Source organism: Stenotrophomonas sp. GW821-FHT09E08 (assembly GCF_059416125.1).
The window spans coordinates 27332-42976 of record NZ_JBWKOO010000004.1 but is presented as its reverse complement, the minus strand read 5'-3'; the positions used below and the strand labels follow the sequence as shown (position 1 = coordinate 42976).

Genomic DNA, 15645 nt, shown 5'->3' with positions numbered 1-15645 from the left:
AAGCCCTGATTCCCCAACAGGTCCGCGCACTATAGTCCAGAAACCGGGGCGCAAGGCAAGCGTTGCAGCTAGAATCTGCGACGTATGCCGGCGTGCCGGCCCCCAATCCGGAAATTGCCATGGCTCTTCTCCCCATCCTCGAGTTCCCCGATCCGCGCCTGCGTACCAAGGCTGCGTTGATCGACGCTGCCGAAGTCACCACGCCGGCCTTCCAGGAACTGATCGACAACATGTTCCAGACCATGTACGACGCGCCGGGCATCGGCCTGGCCGCCACCCAGGTGGACGTGCACAAGCGCTTCATGGTCATCGACGTCAGTGAAGAAAAGAATGAACCGCATGTGTTCATCAACCCGGAAATCGTCGCCAAGGACGGAGGCCGGGTGTACCAGGAAGGCTGCCTGTCGGTGCCGGGCATCTTCGCCGACGTGACCCGTGCCGACACCATCACCGTGAAGTACCTGGACCGCAGCGGCCAGCAGCAGGAGCTGGAAGCCGGTGAAGTGCTGGCCACCTGCATCCAGCACGAGATGGACCACCTGGACGGCAAGCTGTTCATCGACTATCTGTCGCCGCTCAAGCGCGAGATGGTCCGCAAGAAGCTGGCCAAGCAGCGCAAGCACGTGGCGTGATCGCCAATCCGGGCCGCCCTTGGGGTGGCCCGTGCCTGCGCGGCAAGCGCGGGCTGTACGGCGCCGGCCGACGGCGCCGTTTTTCTTTCCTGCACGAATCCATCCTGCAAGTGGGGTAGCCATGAGGATTGTCTTTGCCGGTACGCCGGAATTCGCGGTGTCGTCGCTGCGCGCGGCCGCGCGTCATCACGAGGTCGTCGCTGTCTACACCCAGCCTGATCGCCCCGCCGGCCGTGGCCGTGGCCTGGCGCCATCGCCGGTCAAGCTGGAAGCCGTTGCCCGTGGCATCCCGGTCTACCAGCCGGAATCGCTGAAGGACGAGGCGGCCCAGCAGCAGCTGCGCGACCTGCAACCGGACCTGATGGTGGTGGTGGCCTACGGCCTGATCCTGCCCAAGGCGGTGCTGGCCATTCCGACCCACGGGTGCTGGAACGTGCATGCCTCGCTGCTGCCGCGCTGGCGTGGCGCCGCGCCGATCCAGCGCGCGATCCAAGCCGGCGATGCGAAGACCGGCGTGTGCCTGATGCAGATGGAGGCCGGCCTGGATACCGGCCCGGTGCTGCTGCACCAGGAACTGCCGATCGCCGCCACCGATACCGGTGGGCAGCTGCACGACAGGCTGGCCGAACTCGGCGCGCAGGTGCTGTCTGACGGCCTGGGCCTGCTGCGCGCGGGCATCAAGCCGGTCGCGCGGCCGCAGCCGGAGCAGGGCGTGACCTACGCGCACAAACTGGACAAGGCCGAGGCCCGGCTGGACTGGGCACTGGATGCCGGCGCGCTGGCACGCACCGTGCGTGCATTCAACCCGTGGCCGATTGCCGAGGCGAGCCTGGCTGGCGAACGCGTGCGCATCCATGGCGCAGTGGCGCTGGATCTGGCCCATGGCCAGGCGCCGGGCACGGTGCTGGCGGCCAGCCGCGACGGTATCGACATCGCCTGCGGCCAGGGCGCGCTGCGCCTGCGCGTGCTGCAGCGTGAAGGTGGCAAGGCGATCACCGCCGCCGACTACCTCAACGCCCGCCGCGACCTGCGCGTGGGAGCATAAGCGGTGTCGAAGCAGAACGATTTTTCCGTCGCCAAGGCGGCGCCGGGCGCAGCCACCCGCATGCTGGCTGCACGCGTGCTGGCGCAGGTGTTCACCCGCGGCCGTTCGCTGAAGGCCGAACTTGCCTGGGCGCTGCCCAAGCTGGCTGACAGCCGCGACCGTGCACTGCTGGAAGCGCTGTGTTTCGCGGTCCTGCGCCGCCGCAGCACCTATGACGCTGCCCTGCAGGGCTGGATGCAGAAGCCGCTGTCGGCCCGCGATGCCGACCTGCGTACCTTGCTGATGGTCGGCTTTGCCCAACTGGATGTGCTGGAACTGCCTGCGCATGCGGCACTGTCGGCCACGGTCGATGCCGCGCGTGCGCTGGGTCGCGAGCGCCAGGCCGGCCTGGTCAACGCGATCCTGCGCCGTGCACAGCGCGAGGGTTTCCCGGAGCAGCCCGCACGCGATGCCTTCCCGGAATGGCTGGCCGATGCGATTGAACGCGACTGGCCGGCCCAGGCCGAGGCCGTCTTCACTGCCAGCCTGCAGCCCGCGCCGCTGTGGCTGCGGGCCAACCGCCAGCATGGCGGCCGCGACAAGGTGCTGGCAACGCTGGCCGAGGCCGGTATTGCTGCCGAAGCCAGTGCGCTCAGTGCAGATGCATTGCGGTTGGCGGTCCCCGTTGCGGTGAACCAGCTGCCGGGGTTCGCCGAAGGCGCGTTGTCGGTGCAGGACCTGTCGGCGCAGTGCGCGGCCGATGCCCTGGCGCCGGCGTCTGGTGCGCGCGTGCTGGATGCCTGCGCGGCACCCGGTGGCAAGTCTGCGCACCTGCTCGAACGCGATCCGAGCCTGCGCCTGCTGGCACTGGATATCGATGCCCGTCGCCTGGCGCGCGCACGCGATACCTACATCCGCACTGGCGTGGGTGAGCACGTACAGACCCTGGCCGCAGATGCCAGTGATCCAGGTTCATGGTGGGATGGCGTGCCGTTCGACGCGATCCTGCTGGATGCGCCGTGCTCGGCCACCGGCGTGATCCGCCGTCAGCCGGATGTGATGTTCCACCGCCGCGCCGAGGACATCGATGCGCTGGTCGGCGTGCAGGCGCGTTTGCTGGAAGCCTGCTGGTCGATGCTGCGCCCGGGCGGCGTGCTGCTGTACGCCACCTGCTCGATCCTGCGTGCCGAGAACATCGACCAGGTCCGAGCGTTCCTGAAGTGGCATCCGGACGCGCTGGCGCAGCCACTTGATGACACCTTCGGCGTGGATTGCGAAGGTGTGGCGCGGCAGAGACTGCCGGGTGAAGACGATGCTGACGGTTTCTTCTACGCGCGTCTGTTAAAAGCAGCCTGACCCCGCTGCCGCTTCGAGGCCCATGCTGAAATCCCCCGCGTCACGCCAGACCGGGTTGTTGGTGGTAATGGCCCTGCTGGTGCTGGGGGCCGGGCTGGGCCTTCGCGATCCGTGGCCCTCTGACGAGCCACGCTTTGCGCTGGTGGCCAAACAGATGGTCGACAGTGGCCACTGGCTGTTCCCGCAGCGTGGCACCGAGCTGTATTCGGACAAGCCTCCGATGCTGATGTGGTGGCAGGCCACGCTGTATAGCCTGGTCGGCCACTGGCGGGTTGCCTTCCTGTTGCCCTCGCTGATCGCGGCGCTCGGTACGCTGTGGTGCGTGATCGACCTGGGCAGACGGCTGTGGACGCGGCAGGTCGGTCTGTATGCGGGCTGGGCGCTGCTGTTCGCACTGCATTTCACCTTCCAGGCGAAGAAGGCGCAGATCGATCCGCTGGTGGTGTTGTTCATCACCCTGGCCAACTACGGCCTGCTGCGACACCTGCTGCTGGGCCCGGCCTGGCGCTGGTGGTGGCTGGGCTGGTTCTTCGCCGGCATCGGGGTGATCACCAAAGGCGTGGGCGTGCTCGCGCTGATGATGATCGTGCCAGCGGCGATCGCCTCGGCGCTGCACTGGCCAAGGGTGCGACTGCATGTGGGTGAGGGCCGCTTCTGGCTGGCACCACTGGCGTTCCTGCTGGCGTTGTCGCTGTGGCTGGTACCAATGCTGCTGGCTGGCCTGGCGACGGGCTCGGAGCAGTACCGTGCTTACGCGGGAGACATCCTGTTCCGGCAGACCGCGCAGCGCTATACGCAATCCTGGGACCATCACCAACCGTGGTGGTACTTCCTCGGGATCATGCCGTCGCTGTGGATCCCCGCATTCCTGCTGCTGCCCTGGGCGGCTCCGGCCTGGTGCCGGCGCCTGCGCCGCCGCGACCCGCGCTACCTGCTGCCGTTGGCCTGGTGGCTGCTGGTCGTGCTGTTCTTCTCGATTCCCCACGGCAAGCGTGATGTCTACATCCTGCCGGCACTGCCGATGTTCTGCCTGGCGCTGGCGCCGTTGCTGCCGGGGCTGCTGAGGCGGCGTGATGTTCAGGGCGTGCTGGCGGCATTCACCGGATTGCTGGCTGCGGCGCTGGTCGTGGCCGGGGCACTGGCGCTGCTGGGCGATCCGGCCTTCGAAGTGCGCCTGACCCAGGGTCGCGGCCTGGCACCCGGCGCCATCGATGCGCTGGCATGGGCGGCGCTGGCGATGGGGATCTGGGCGGCCCTGAGCCTGTGGGTGTGCGGTCGCCGTCGCCATCACTACGCCCTGGTCTCGACCCTGGCTGCCGTCTGGGTGCTGTACAGCCTTTTGGGCTATCCGGTGCTGAATGATTCCAGTTCGGCACGTGGCCTGATGCGCGAAGTCGGTGCACGCATCGGCCCGGAGGCCGAGCTTGGACTGGTGGCGTGGAAGGAGCAGAACCTGTTGATGGCTGATCGCCCGGCGGCGACCTTCGGCTTCGAGGAGCGTTGGCATGAACAACTGCAGGCCGCTGTGCGCTGGCAACGGCTGGTTCCGCAACGACGCTGGCTGCTGGTCAACGAGGATGCGATGCAGGCGTGCATTGATCGGTCGCGCGCGGAAATGGCCGGTATCTCCAATCGGCGGCGCTGGTGGCTGGTGCCGACGCCGGCGATCATGGGCCCCTGCAGGCCATCGGCGGCGGAACTCGAACGGGAGCGGCGCCTGCAGGGCCCGGCGCTGCGGATTGAGCGCGCCGGTGCCGCCGCTCAGGTCCCGGCCAGCGCAGCCTGGTAGCTGGCCAGCGTGGCATCAGCGAACGTCTGCAGGCCGAACTCACGCTCTGCGTGGCGACGCGCCGCCCGACCGTGTTCCGCCAGCGTATCGCGCTGCTCATACAACGCCTGCAGTTGTGCGGCGATGGCGTCGATGTTGCGGGTGGCCACAACCCAGCCATCGACACCCTGTTCAATGTTTTCCGGCAGGCCCGCGTAGTCGCTGACCAGCATCGGCTTGGCGCTGGCCATCATCTCGCGGCAGGCGAAGGAGATTGTCTCGACATCGTGGGACAGCACGAAGCCGACATCACCGGCGGCGATCAACACGCGGGTATCGGCCAGCAGGCCGGTGAAGTGCACCTGCGCAGCGACTTCCCCCAGGGCCTGCACCTGTTCGCGCTGCTGCGGGCTGGGCAGATGGCCGGCCACCGCCATGTGCACGTGCGGGCGGATCGCATCGGGCAGGCGCGCGATGGCCTGGCCCAGGTCGATCCAGCCCTTGTAATCGTCGGTGCCGGCATTGCTGACCAGCACCAGCGCCTGCGGATCCTGCGTCCATTGCTGGCGCAGCGCGTGGCCGCTTCCGGAGGGCAGCGGCGAGTAGCGCTCCAGATCGACACCATTGCGCACCACATCGATCGGGCAGCGCCGGTACGGGCCCTGCTGCAGCAGGCGCTTGGTGTCGGCCGATACCGCGATCACGCGATCGGTTGCCCAGCGTGCACGCAGCGCATTGCCGAAGGTGCCGGTCGGCTTGCTGTTGTGCTTGGTCAGCACGATCGGCGGGTGGCGCATGCCGAGCAGGCCCTGCATCACGAAGCGGTGGTCGCGTGCGCCATTGACGTGGATCAGGTCGATGCCTTCATCGCGGACCAGCCGGCGCAGCGCGCGCTGTTCGGCCAGCTGCTGCGGCAGGGTGGGCAGGCCGCTGCCGAAGGCCAGTGGCAGCGTGCTGGCGATGCTCTCGTCGGCCACGGTCCGCAGCAGGCGGCTGTCGGCCGGTGCAGCGACATGCAGCGTGTGCTGGCCATGCAGCGCACGCGCCAGCGAGACGATGTACGTGGTGTGGCCGCCACCGTCGCCGTAGTGGAAGTTGGTGTACAGGATTTTCATGGGGGAGTCTTCAGGCAACGCGCGGGCAGTGTGACACAGCAGGCTCAGGGCCGGTCCGGGCGGACCGCCGGGTCGGCCACGGCCTGACCGTTGCCCAGCATCCACAGCATGATGGTCTTCTGGCGCACGTAATTGGCGCGAACATAGGCGTAGACCAGGCCATGCCAGCCGTCGCGGAAGCCGCCGCGGAACAGGAAGCCGCGCCAGAACCGCCAGGCGGGCGCCAGCACCAGCTTGCCCAGGGTGGCGCGCTTGCCGCGTGCGAATTCGTGCTCGGCCATCATCCGCGCGTACTTCTCGGTCTTGGCCAGCTGCTGCTGCAATGAGCGGTAGGGGTAGTGGATCAGGTCGCCCTGCAGGGTGCCGACGCTGCCGTCGACACTGGCCGCCTCGTGGATCTCGCGCTTGCCGCGCCAGCCCCCCTTGCGGCGGTCGAACAGGCGCATCACCCGGTCCGGGTAGGCGTTGCCATGGCGCAGGAACCTGCCGAAGTACTCCGACAGGCGGGCGAAGCGGTAGCCAGCATGGCCGGTGAAGCCACCGTCACGGGCCTGTTCGATGGCCGCGCGCAGTTCCGGGCTGATGCGCTCGTCGGCGTCCAGGCACAGCACCCAGTCGTGCGTCGCCTGTTCTACGCAGAACGCCTTCTGGCTGCGGAAACCCTCGAACGGGCGCTGCAGCACCCGGGCGCCGGCGGCCTCGGCGATGGCCACGGTGGCATCGGTGGAATACGAGTCCACCACCACGATCTCGTCGCAGAAGGGCAGCGAGGCCAGGCAGTCGCCGATGCGCCCAGCCTCGTTGAACGCGATAATGCAGGCCGAGATGCGAGGCCGTTCGATGGGAGCGGTCGTGGAGGACATGATGGCCGGGTACCTGTTGTTTGCGACGGAGCGTTATGCGCTGCCTATTCTCGCCCCGTTGGCGCAGGCCTTGCACGCCTCCGGGCAGGAGGTGGCAGCCTGGTTCGAGGACGGCGCCGAGGGCAGTGCTCTGCCGGGGGTGCCCAACATCGGCCTGAAGCAGGCCCTGGCGATGCGTCCGCGAGCGGTGTTCAGCGCGGCCAACTGGGTGCCGACCTTCCTGTCCGGGGCCAAGGTGCAGCTGTTCCATGGGTTCAATGTGGAGAAGCGGGACAGTGCGCGCGGCCACTTCCGGGTGCGCGGCATGTTCGACCTGTACTGCACCCAGGGCCCGGCGACCACCGCGCCGTTCCGCGAGATCGCCGCCCTGCAGGGCCATTTCGCGGTGGCAGAGACCGGTTGGCCGAAGCTGGACCCGCTGTTCCGCGACGATGGCGGCGAGAGCGCTGCGCTGCGCGCGCCGGCAGGTGGGCGCCCGGTGATCCTGTTTGGCTCGACCTTCACCGAGCGGCTCAGCGCGGCCCCGCACCTGCATGCGCAGATCGCCGCCGACATCGCCGCCGGTGAGCGCTACTGGCTGCTGACCCTGCACCCGAAGTGCCCGCCGGAGCTGTTCGAGCGCTACCGCGCGCTGGCCGGTGCCAATGCCCGTTTCATCGAGCCTGAGCAGGTGATGGCCGCGCAGCGTGCTGCCGATGTGCTGGTGTCGGATACCTCGTCGATCGTTTCGGAGTTCATCGTCCAGCACAAGCCGGTGGTGACCTTCCGCAACCGCGTGCCCAAACCGCACATGATCGACTTCGACGATGCGGCGCAGCTGCCGGCAATGCTGCAGCGTGCGCTGCATCCGGACGCCGCGCTGCAGGCGGAGATCGTGCGCTACGCCGATACCATCCACCCGTATCGCGATGGCCTGTCCAGCGAGCGGGTGATCACCGCCACCGAGGATTTCCTGGCTGGCGAAATGGGCGCGCTGCGCCGCAAGCCGTTCGGCACCTGGCTGCGCGATCTGCAGATCCGCAAGGACCTGGGTTATTGGGGCCGGTCGCAGCGTTGAGGTAGTGCCGGCCGCTGGCCGGCAACCCGGGAAATGTCTGCAATTGCCGGCCAGCGGCCGGCACTACCTGCTACATGTCCGGAATCCGACCCTGCCATCACCAGCGCAGCTTGCGCCGTGCCAGCGCCGCAGCCAACTGCTCCATCACCTGCTGCGCCTGCGCGCGCGGCAGATGGTGCAGGGTCAGCGCCACATCACCATGTGCGCCGGCGGTATCCAGCTGCAGGCTGCTGGTGCCCAGCAGCTTGTCCAGCGGCGAACGCTGCAGGCGAAGGCCCTGCACCTTGTCCAGTTCGGCCCAGCGCCACCAGCGCTTCCACCAGCCGCCGCGCACCGCGACGTATTGATCGTCCAGGTACCAGCCCATGCGCGCCATCTGCCGGTGCGCGACCAGCAGTGCCACCGGCAGCCAGGCCAGCACGACCAGGCCCCAGGGCCCCCAGCGCCAGTACCCGGCCGCGGCCAGCAGGGGCACCAGCAGCAGCGCGCCCAGGCACAACCGCCACCAGCCACGCTGCGGAATGGCGTGCCATTGCAGCGGCGGCCACTGCAGCTGCGGCAGCAGGTGCTGCACCAGCTGCTCACAACGCGTACTGGACGCCAGCGGCGCAAGTTCGCGCAGGGCGCGGTCCTCATCGCGAGACGGCCCACCAGCAGCGCTGTCGATGCGCAGCTGGCGCAGGCCGAACCAACGATGCAGGGTGCTTTCGCGCAGCGTCCAGGCCTGGATGCGGCGCCGCGCCACGCTGCTGCGGGTGCGGCTGAGCAGTCCGGCCGATACGGTCAGGCGGCGCTCCTGCTCACTGAGGGTGAAGCCGTGGTAGCGCAGCAGGGTCAGCACCACCGACAGCGCACGCAGTCCCAGCCAGCCCAGCAGCAAGGCCGCGGCCAGCAGCAGGAAGGCGCCGGCCACGCCGGGGTGCAGGTGGCTTGCATAGCCGAAGGCGTCGCGGCCGCCGCGCTGGAGGGCGTCGTCCATCACCGGCCGCGGCACGGTCTGGAACAGCACGCCGAACGCGGCGATCGCCAGCGCCCAGCCGCGGTTGGAGAGAAGGCCCATGCGCACCACGTCCCAGCTCGACAGGCGCAGCAGCACATGTTCGCTGTCAGCGTCGGCCACCTGCCCGGATGTGGTCACGTCGCCAGCCTGCGGTGCTTGTCCGCGCTGGCGCACCAGCCGTTCCAAGGCCAGTGCCTGGTCCAGCTTCAGTACCCGCATCTCCGCTTCCGGACGCACGCCGCCAGCCGATTCCAGGCGCAGCTCGGCCACGCCGAACAGGCGATGCAGCGGGTTCTGCCGCACTTCCACGTTGTGGATGCGGGCGAATGGAATTTCCCGCCGGTTGCGCGCCAGCAGGCCGCTGCGCACGGTGATCGCATCGCTGCCGATGCGGTAGCGATAGCTGAGGTACTGCAGCACCGATACCAGCACCAGCACGGCAATTGCCGACAGTGGAATGAGCTGGGCCCACATCGGATCGCGGTCACCGCGCTGGCCGAACACCAGTAGCGCCACCAGCGGCAGGAAGTAGTGGCGCAGCTGCATCAGCAGCACGAACAGCCACGACCACGGGTGCAGGCGATGATCCTCGCCACCGTTGGGCAGCGACGCGGGCAGGGGTGGCGGCTGGCTCACAGGGCGTCGGCGTCCTGGTCGAGCTGGTGCGAGAGGGTGTCGCGCAGGCGCTCGGCATCGGCCTCGTCCAGGCCGCTCACGGTGACCGCGCTCATGCGGGTACCGGCGGTGTGCACGATCAGCGTGGCCAACCCGGCGCGGCGTTCCAGCGGACCGCGGCGCAGGTCCAGGTGCTGTACGCGCGAAATGGGAATGCGCGTTTCCAGCTGCCACATCAGATCGCGGCGCAGGCCCAGTCCCTGCGCATCCAGGCGCCAGCGGGTGCGGGTCAGGCGCCGGCGGCCGAGCCAGGCGCCGAAGGCGATGCCCACCAGCAGCCCGACCACGGCGCCCCACAGGCCGGCGGGCAGATCGAAGAACCACCAGGCCGCTGCGAGCGGAAGGCCCGGCACGAACAGGCCGCCGAATGCGCCTTCCAGTGCTGCCAGGCGCGCGGCGCGTGCTGGCAGCGCCTGCCAGTCAGAGGTGAGCGGTGCAGGTATCGAGGCTTCGGTCACGCGGGCTCCGTCAGGCAGCAGGGCAGGCGATGGCGGCGACGACCGCACCGCGCAGACGGTAGCAGGTCGGCCGTATTACTGGGCAGCCTGGATCAGCGCGTCGACATCGAGCATGTGACCGGCGCGGTCGGCCTTGGTGCGCAGGTAATGCTCGTTCTCGGCGGTGATCTCGCCGGTGACCGGGATGCAGTCCAGCACCTCGATGCCGGCATTGCGCAGGCGTTGCGCCTTGGTCGGATTGTTGCTGAGCAGGGCCACGCGCGCGATGCCCAGGCCACGCAGCATCGCCACCGCGCTGCCGTAGCGGCGCTCGTCGGCACCAAAGCCCAGCTGTGCATCGGCATCGATGGTGTCCAGGCCGTCGTGCTGGTAGCCGTAAGCACGCATCTTCGCGGCGATGCCGGTGCCACGGCCTTCCTGGTCCAGGTACAGCAGTACGCCGCCACCCAGTTCCTTCAGCTTGCGCAGGCCACGCCGCAGCTGATCGCCGCAGTCGCACTTGAGTGAACCGAACAGGTCGCCGGTCAGGCACGAGGAATGCACCCGCACCGGTACCACGGCTGACAGGTCCGGTTCGCCGACGATGATCGCCACCTGGTCGCGCTGGGCCACGCCACCGCGGAACACCGCGAAGGTGGTCATGCCGACGTCGCGCAGCGGCACCGGTGAACGCGCCACCAGCTCGTAATCGTGGGCGGCATGCGCCGCGCCTTCAGCCAGGTCGCACAGCGCCACTTCGGCGGCACCGTCGAAGGTGCGGTCATCGACGTCCAGGCGCACCGCCACCATCGCCGGCAGCAGCAGGCCAAGGCGGGCCAGTTCCACTGCGCCGGCATCGAAGGCGTCACCGGCGCTCCAGCCGTCCGGCATCGGGCCCGGCTCGCGCAGGTAGCCCAGCGAGGGCAGGGCATCGAAGGCGACACCGGCCAGCGGCAGGCGCGCGCCCTCCGCGGCCTCCACCCCGAGCACGCGGGCGCGGGTGGCGGTCAGGAACAGGTAGTGGCGCTCGCGCGCGGCAGTGGCGAAGGCCGCGAAACTGCTGGCGGTGGCGCTGTCCAGCGCGATCACCGCCAGGCGCTGGCCCTGGCCATCATGGAGCAGGACCGGGCGACCGGCGCGCAGTTCGGCCACCGCGCGCTCGCAGCGGATCGCGGCCGGATCGCCGAACAGGGAAGAAGCAGACATGGCAGGACCGGGGGAGGCAGACATCGGTGTCTCTATGGGGGCGCCAGCGTCGTATTCAACGTGCTGCGGCGGTCTGTCGCAGGCCGGCGGGAGCGGCTTTCAGTGTGGATGCTCTTCGGTCGCATACGGGTCTTCCTCGTCGCTGCCCGGTGGTCGCAGGGTATAGCGCTTGTAGGTCCACTGATACTGCGCCGGGTCGCGGCGGGCGATCCGCTCGATGCCGGCGTTGAGCGCGGTGGCGGCCACCTGCGGGTCCGGGTCGGCCACGGACGGGTCGGTCGGCTCGATGTGCAGCGCGAATTCCATGTCCGGGCCGATCCGCTCGCACCAGCCGTACAGCACGGTGGCCCCCGTGCGTTCGGCCAGGCGGTTGACCAGGGTCATGGTCAGTGCCTGCACGCCGAAGAATGGCACGAACACGCCATCGCCGGCCTTGGGCTGCTGGTCGGGCAGGATGCCGGTGGCACCGCCGTCCTTGAGTACCTTGAACAGCTGGCGCACGGCCGGGCCTTCGGCGCGCACCTGCTGCACGTTCTGGCCGCCGCGCACGATCTGCAGGAAGGCGTCGCTGGCCTCGTCCTCCGGCGGCTTGTAGACGATGGCGATCTGCCCGCGCGAGGCCAGCCATTGGTTCAACAGCTCCCAGTTGCCGAAGTGCGGCGCGGCCACGATCACGCCCTTGCCACTGGCCAGCGCCGCGTCGTACAGGGCTTCGCCGTGGCGCTGCTTCAGGTGCAGGCGCAGGTTGTCGGCGGGTTCCTGGCTCCACAGGCGCAGGGTCTCGATGGCCTGCAGGGCGGTGGAGCGCAGCAGCTCGCGGTGCAGGCGGTCGCGTGCGGCGCCGTCCAGTTCTGGATAGGCCAGTTCCAGGTTGCGCCGGGTGACGCGGCTCTCGCGGGCGTTGAGATTGATCCACGCCCACGCCAGGCCGCGCGCGAATCCCCGCAGCAGCGGCCAGGGCAGGCGGGCGAACAGGGTGGTGGCGCGGTAGACCAGCCGGGCTTTGCGTTGCGGATTCATCGGCGCCAGTTTAGCCAAGGGCGCTGCTATCGTGGCCGGCCTGTTCATTGGAAGCCCGCAGATGCTCGTCCTGATCCAACGTGTCAGCCAGGCCGCCGTCCATGTCGATGACGAAGCGGTGGGGCAGATCGGCCCCGGCCTACTGGCGCTGGTGGGGATGGAGCCGGGCGATACCGAAGCCCAGCTGCAGCGGATGGCCGAGCGCCTGCTGGGCTACCGGGTGTTCGCCGACGAGGCCGGAAAGATGAACAGATCATTGCGCGACACCGGTGGCGGGCTGCTGCTGGTCAGTCAGTTCACCCTGGCCGCAGATACCCGTTCGGGCATGCGCCCGAGTTTCACCAGCGCCGCTCCGCCGGCAGAGGCTGAACAGGGGTTCAATCGATTTGTCGAGATCTGTCGTGAAAATCACGCGCCGGGGGTGGAAACGGGCCGATTTGGTGCCCATATGGTCGTCAGCCTGGTCAATGACGGTCCCGTGACCTTCCTTCTCAGGCCCTGAGCCTGCGGGACCACCGCCCGGCAGGCGGGGCCCCGGGCTGGTATAATGCTACGTTCCCTATTTCCCCCTAGCCGGTGGCGCGAGCACTACATGGCCAACGAACGTCCTGCCCAATCCGAAATCAAGCAACTGATCAGCAAGGGCCTGGAACAGGGCTACCTGACCTACGCCGAAGTCAATGACCATCTGCCGGACGACATGGTCGACCCGGAACAGATCGAAGACATCATCGGCATGATCAACGGCATGGGCATTGATGTCCATGAAGTTGCGCCGGATGTCGAAACCCTGCTTCTCAATGACGGCAACACCGGTAACCGCGAAGTCGATGACACCGCGGCCGAAGAAGCTGCCGCCGCGCTGAGCGCACTCGACACCGAAGGTGGCCGTACCACCGACCCGGTGCGCATGTACATGCGCGAAATGGGCACCGTCGAGCTGCTGACCCGCGAAGGCGAAATCGCCATCGCCAAGCGCATCGAGGAAGGCCTTTCGCAGGTGCAGGCCGCACTGGGCCAGTTCCCGGTGTCGGTCGAATCGCTGTTGAACGATTACGAAGCCCACAAGGAAGGCAAGAAGCGCCTGGCCGAGGTGATCGTCGGCTTCAACGACCTGGCTGAAGAAGTGGCCGCCCCGGCCGCGCCCGCTGCCTCCGATGACGGTGACGACGCCGACGCCGACGCTGACGAGGAAGAGGACGATGATGTCGAGGGCGGCGATGAAGAAGCCGCACCGACCGGTCCGGACCCGGAGGAAGTCGCCGCGCGCATGCAGGCGCTGAGCGATGCCTTCAATGCGTTCAAGAAGGCTGTGGCCAAGGGCGACAAGAAGAGCCTGCTGAAGCTCCGCGAGGAGATGTCGGCGGTGTTCGTCACCCTGAAGCTGCCGCTGCCGCTGACCGACGTGCTGACCAAGCAGCTGCGCGACACCATGGCCGGCATCAAGGCCCATGAGCGCCGCGTGCTGAACCTGGCGACCGTCACCGCACGCATGCCGCGCAAGGATTTCATCCGCTCCTGGGAAGGCAACCAGACCAACCTGGAGTGGGTGGAAGACGCACTGAAGCGCAAGCAGAAGTGGTCATCGGCCCTGCGCGAAGTGAAGGACCAGATCATCGCCGAACAGCAGGCGACGATCGACATCGAGAAGCTGACCCAGCTGGACCTGGACGATCTGAAGGAACTCAGCCGTGCCATGGCCTACGGCGAAGCCAAGGCGCGCAAGGCCAAGAAGGAAATGGTCGAGGCCAACCTGCGCCTGGTGATCTCGATCGCCAAGAAGTACACCAACCGCGGCCTGCAGTTCCTCGACCTGATCCAGGAAGGCAATATCGGCTTGATGAAGGCCGTGGACAAGTTCGAATACCGTCGTGGCTACAAGTTCTCCACGTATGCGACCTGGTGGATCCGCCAGGCCATCACCCGTTCGATCGCCGATCAGGCGCGCACCATCCGTATCCCGGTGCACATGATTGAAACGATCAACAAGTTGAACCGCATTTCCCGCCAGATGCTCCAGCAGTACGGCCGCGAGGCCACGCCGGAGGAGCTGGCCAAGGAAATGGACATGCCGGAAGACAAGATCCGCAAGGTGATGAAGATCGCCAAGGAGCCGATCTCGATGGAAACCCCGATCGGTGACGACGAGGATTCCCATCTGGGCGACTTCATCGAGGACACCAACGTGGAGTCCCCGATCGAGAACACCACCAACATCAACCTGTCTGAAACCGTGCGTGACGTGCTGGCCGGCCTCACCCCGCGTGAAGCCAAGGTGCTGCGCATGCGCTTCGGCATCGACATGAACACCGACCACACGCTGGAAGAGGTCGGCAAGCAGTTCGACGTGACCCGCGAGCGCATCCGCCAGATCGAAGCGAAGGCCCTGCGCAAGCTGCGTCACCCGAGCCGCTCGGAGCAGCTGCGCAGCTTCCTGGATATCGACTGACGCGTATCCGCTGCACATGAAGTACCTGACAGACCCCGCGCAAGCGGGGTCTGTTTTTTTTGCCTGCGATCATCCGCGTTGCAGGCGAGGGGATAGGATACGTGTCCTGTTTTCGCCCAGGTCAATGGAATGCCGATGAAACTGCCGATCCTGCTGCTCTCGCTGTCACCGCTGGTTGCCTGGGCGGATACTCCACAACCGCCGGCGTGCAATGCCGAGAGTTTCTTCAGCAGCCAGTTCGACTATGTCGTGGGCCGCGTGGTCGACGCCGGGGAGGTGCTGTTGCTGGGCGAGGCGGAAGGCTGCCTGGACGAAGAGCGTGATGGGTGCCGCAGTGGCGAGGAGATGGAACCGGGCACTGGCCTGGTGATCGGCGACCGCTGGAACAGCTACTACTGCGTGAAAGTACGTCCGCCGAGCAAGGAAGTGGTGGGCTGGGCACCGGAGCCGCGCGTGATGAAAACGAGCAACTATGTCGAGACCAGCCTGACCGACTGGGTTGCCCATTGGGAGCGCAGCGACGGAAATGCCATCGACATCGCAGCCAAGGGGGGCGCATTCGAGCTGAGCGTGCCTGGTAACGGCGAGGGCGCCGCGCCGCGGGTTGTGGGCCGTGTTGCACCAGAGGAGGATGAGGACGTGCTGTACCTGCACCAGGGGCGCTGCACGACACGAGTACTGCTGCGCGGCACCGACCTGGTGGTGGCCGACAATGGGGAGTGTGGCGAGCGCGAGCGCGGCCTGCGCGGTGAGTACCACAACCGTGCTCCATTGGATCGGTTGATGCAGCGCCTGGGGCAGTAGTGGCGCACGGGCCTGGTTTGGCGCGCAGTGGAAACCCATTGCCAGCCTCACTACACTGTGAGGCTGCACCGGGCCTATAGCTCAACGGTTAGAGCAGGGGACTCATAATCCCTTGGTTCCAGGTTCGAATCCTGGTGGGCCCACCAACTGATGATCCTATGTCGTCCTATGAAGGCTGAAATATCCTGAAAAAACAGGGGTTTCGGCCTTTTTTGCGTCCGATTGAGTCCTACTTGATC

Annotated in this window: 14 protein-coding genes and 1 tRNA gene; 9 read left to right on the top strand and 6 right to left on the bottom strand. The window is 67.5% G+C overall.

All coding sequences use genetic code 11. The features are described from left to right. Positions 1–119: 119 nt before the first annotated feature. From def to AC07M7_RS07115, 4 genes are all read left to right on the top strand, one after another. Positions 120–632, top strand: a complete 513-nt coding sequence (gene def / locus AC07M7_RS07130) for a peptide deformylase (RefSeq protein WP_046983422.1) — start codon at positions 120–122, stop codon at positions 630–632. A 121-nt stretch (positions 633–753) separates the two neighbouring features. Then, positions 754–1677: a methionyl-tRNA formyltransferase gene (gene fmt / locus AC07M7_RS07125; protein ID WP_447782665.1), complete on the top strand. Its 924-nt coding sequence runs from the start codon at positions 754–756 to the stop codon at positions 1675–1677. Between the two features lie 3 nt (positions 1678–1680). After that, positions 1681–3012: a 16S rRNA (cytosine(967)-C(5))-methyltransferase RsmB gene (gene rsmB, locus AC07M7_RS07120; RefSeq protein WP_136638543.1), complete on the top strand. Its 1332-nt coding sequence runs from the start codon at positions 1681–1683 to the stop codon at positions 3010–3012. A gap of 22 nt (positions 3013–3034) precedes the next feature. Then, positions 3035–4801: an ArnT family glycosyltransferase gene (locus AC07M7_RS07115; protein ID WP_495207024.1), complete on the top strand. Its 1767-nt coding sequence runs from the start codon at positions 3035–3037 to the stop codon at positions 4799–4801. Here the strand turns inward: AC07M7_RS07115 and AC07M7_RS07110 are convergent. Continuing rightward, a complete protein-coding gene (locus AC07M7_RS07110) occupies positions 4774–5895 on the bottom strand; it encodes a glycosyltransferase family 4 protein (protein ID WP_046983418.1) in 1122 nt (373 codons plus the stop codon). The two genes, AC07M7_RS07115 and AC07M7_RS07110, sit on opposite strands and share 28 nt — an antisense overlap. Before the next feature lie 44 nt (positions 5896–5939). Continuing rightward, positions 5940–6758, bottom strand: coding sequence for a glycosyltransferase family 2 protein (locus tag AC07M7_RS07105; protein WP_136638542.1), 819 nt, complete (start codon positions 6756–6758; stop codon positions 5940–5942). On the opposite strand from AC07M7_RS07105, the gene AC07M7_RS07100 reads away from it, so the two are divergent. Beyond that, the gene (locus AC07M7_RS07100; protein ID WP_495207129.1) at positions 6757–7815 is read left to right on the top strand and encodes a CDP-glycerol glycerophosphotransferase family protein; all 1059 of its coding nucleotides are present in this window, start codon (positions 6757–6759) and stop codon (positions 7813–7815) included. The two genes, AC07M7_RS07105 and AC07M7_RS07100, sit on opposite strands and share 2 nt — an antisense overlap. A 97-nt stretch (positions 7816–7912) precedes the next feature. Here AC07M7_RS07100 and AC07M7_RS07095 read toward each other — a convergent pair whose 3' ends face one another. The 4 genes from AC07M7_RS07095 to AC07M7_RS07080 form a co-directional block, all read right to left on the bottom strand. Then, positions 7913–9451, bottom strand: a complete 1539-nt coding sequence (locus AC07M7_RS07095) for a PH domain-containing protein (protein WP_495207023.1) — start codon at positions 9449–9451, stop codon at positions 7913–7915. After that, the gene (locus tag AC07M7_RS07090) at positions 9448–9948 is read right to left on the bottom strand and encodes a PH domain-containing protein (RefSeq protein WP_046983414.1); all 501 of its coding nucleotides are present in this window, start codon (positions 9946–9948) and stop codon (positions 9448–9450) included. Before AC07M7_RS07090 ends, AC07M7_RS07095 begins: the two co-directional genes overlap by 4 nt. 75 nt (positions 9949–10023) lie before the next feature. Beyond that, positions 10024–11157: a GTP cyclohydrolase II RibA gene (gene ribA / locus AC07M7_RS07085; protein WP_046983413.1), complete on the bottom strand. Its 1134-nt coding sequence runs from the start codon at positions 11155–11157 to the stop codon at positions 10024–10026. Between the two features lie 75 nt (positions 11158–11232). Then, complete coding sequence (locus AC07M7_RS07080; RefSeq protein ID WP_136638541.1) at positions 11233–12153, bottom strand: lauroyl acyltransferase; 921 nt, start codon at positions 12151–12153, stop codon at positions 11233–11235. A 61-nt stretch (positions 12154–12214) separates the two neighbouring features. Between AC07M7_RS07080 and dtd the strand changes: the two genes are divergently transcribed. The 4 genes from dtd to AC07M7_RS07060 all read left to right on the top strand — a co-directional run bounded on the left by dtd (position 12215) and on the right by AC07M7_RS07060 (position 15552). Next, positions 12215–12655, top strand: a complete 441-nt coding sequence (gene dtd, locus AC07M7_RS07075; RefSeq protein WP_046983411.1) for a D-aminoacyl-tRNA deacylase — start codon at positions 12215–12217, stop codon at positions 12653–12655. A gap of 90 nt (positions 12656–12745) precedes the next feature. After that, the gene (gene rpoD / locus AC07M7_RS07070; RefSeq protein WP_046983410.1) at positions 12746–14602 is read left to right on the top strand and encodes an RNA polymerase sigma factor RpoD; all 1857 of its coding nucleotides are present in this window, start codon (positions 12746–12748) and stop codon (positions 14600–14602) included. A 135-nt stretch (positions 14603–14737) separates the two neighbouring features. After that, the gene (locus AC07M7_RS07065; RefSeq protein ID WP_495207022.1) at positions 14738–15406 is read left to right on the top strand and encodes a hypothetical protein; all 669 of its coding nucleotides are present in this window, start codon (positions 14738–14740) and stop codon (positions 15404–15406) included. A 70-nt stretch (positions 15407–15476) separates the two neighbouring features. After that, positions 15477–15552 (top strand) — tRNA-Ile (locus AC07M7_RS07060). The last annotated feature ends 93 nt before the right edge of the window (positions 15553–15645 follow it).

Bases quoted from the DNA above. Each gene is read 5' to 3' on its own strand.
- AC07M7_RS07105 (WP_136638542.1), bottom strand. From the start codon at position 6,758: ATGTCCTCCACGACCGCTCCCATCGAACGGCCTCGCATCTCGGCCTGC.
- def (WP_046983422.1), top strand. From the start codon at position 120: ATGGCTCTTCTCCCCATCCTCGAGTTCCCCGATCCGCGCCTGCGTACC.
- rpoD (WP_046983410.1), top strand. From the start codon at position 12,746: ATGGCCAACGAACGTCCTGCCCAATCCGAAATCAAGCAACTGATCAGC.
- AC07M7_RS07080 (WP_136638541.1), bottom strand. From the start codon at position 12,153: ATGAATCCGCAACGCAAAGCCCGGCTGGTCTACCGCGCCACCACCCTG.
- fmt (WP_447782665.1), top strand. From the start codon at position 754: ATGAGGATTGTCTTTGCCGGTACGCCGGAATTCGCGGTGTCGTCGCTG.
- dtd (WP_046983411.1), top strand. From the start codon at position 12,215: ATGCTCGTCCTGATCCAACGTGTCAGCCAGGCCGCCGTCCATGTCGAT.
- AC07M7_RS07100 (WP_495207129.1), top strand. From the start codon at position 6,757: ATGATGGCCGGGTACCTGTTGTTTGCGACGGAGCGTTATGCGCTGCCT.
- AC07M7_RS07065 (WP_495207022.1), top strand. From the start codon at position 14,738: ATGAAACTGCCGATCCTGCTGCTCTCGCTGTCACCGCTGGTTGCCTGG.
- ribA (WP_046983413.1), bottom strand. From the start codon at position 11,157: ATGTCTGCCTCCCCCGGTCCTGCCATGTCTGCTTCTTCCCTGTTCGGC.
- AC07M7_RS07110 (WP_046983418.1), bottom strand. From the start codon at position 5,895: ATGAAAATCCTGTACACCAACTTCCACTACGGCGACGGTGGCGGCCAC.
- AC07M7_RS07115 (WP_495207024.1), top strand. From the start codon at position 3,035: ATGCTGAAATCCCCCGCGTCACGCCAGACCGGGTTGTTGGTGGTAATG.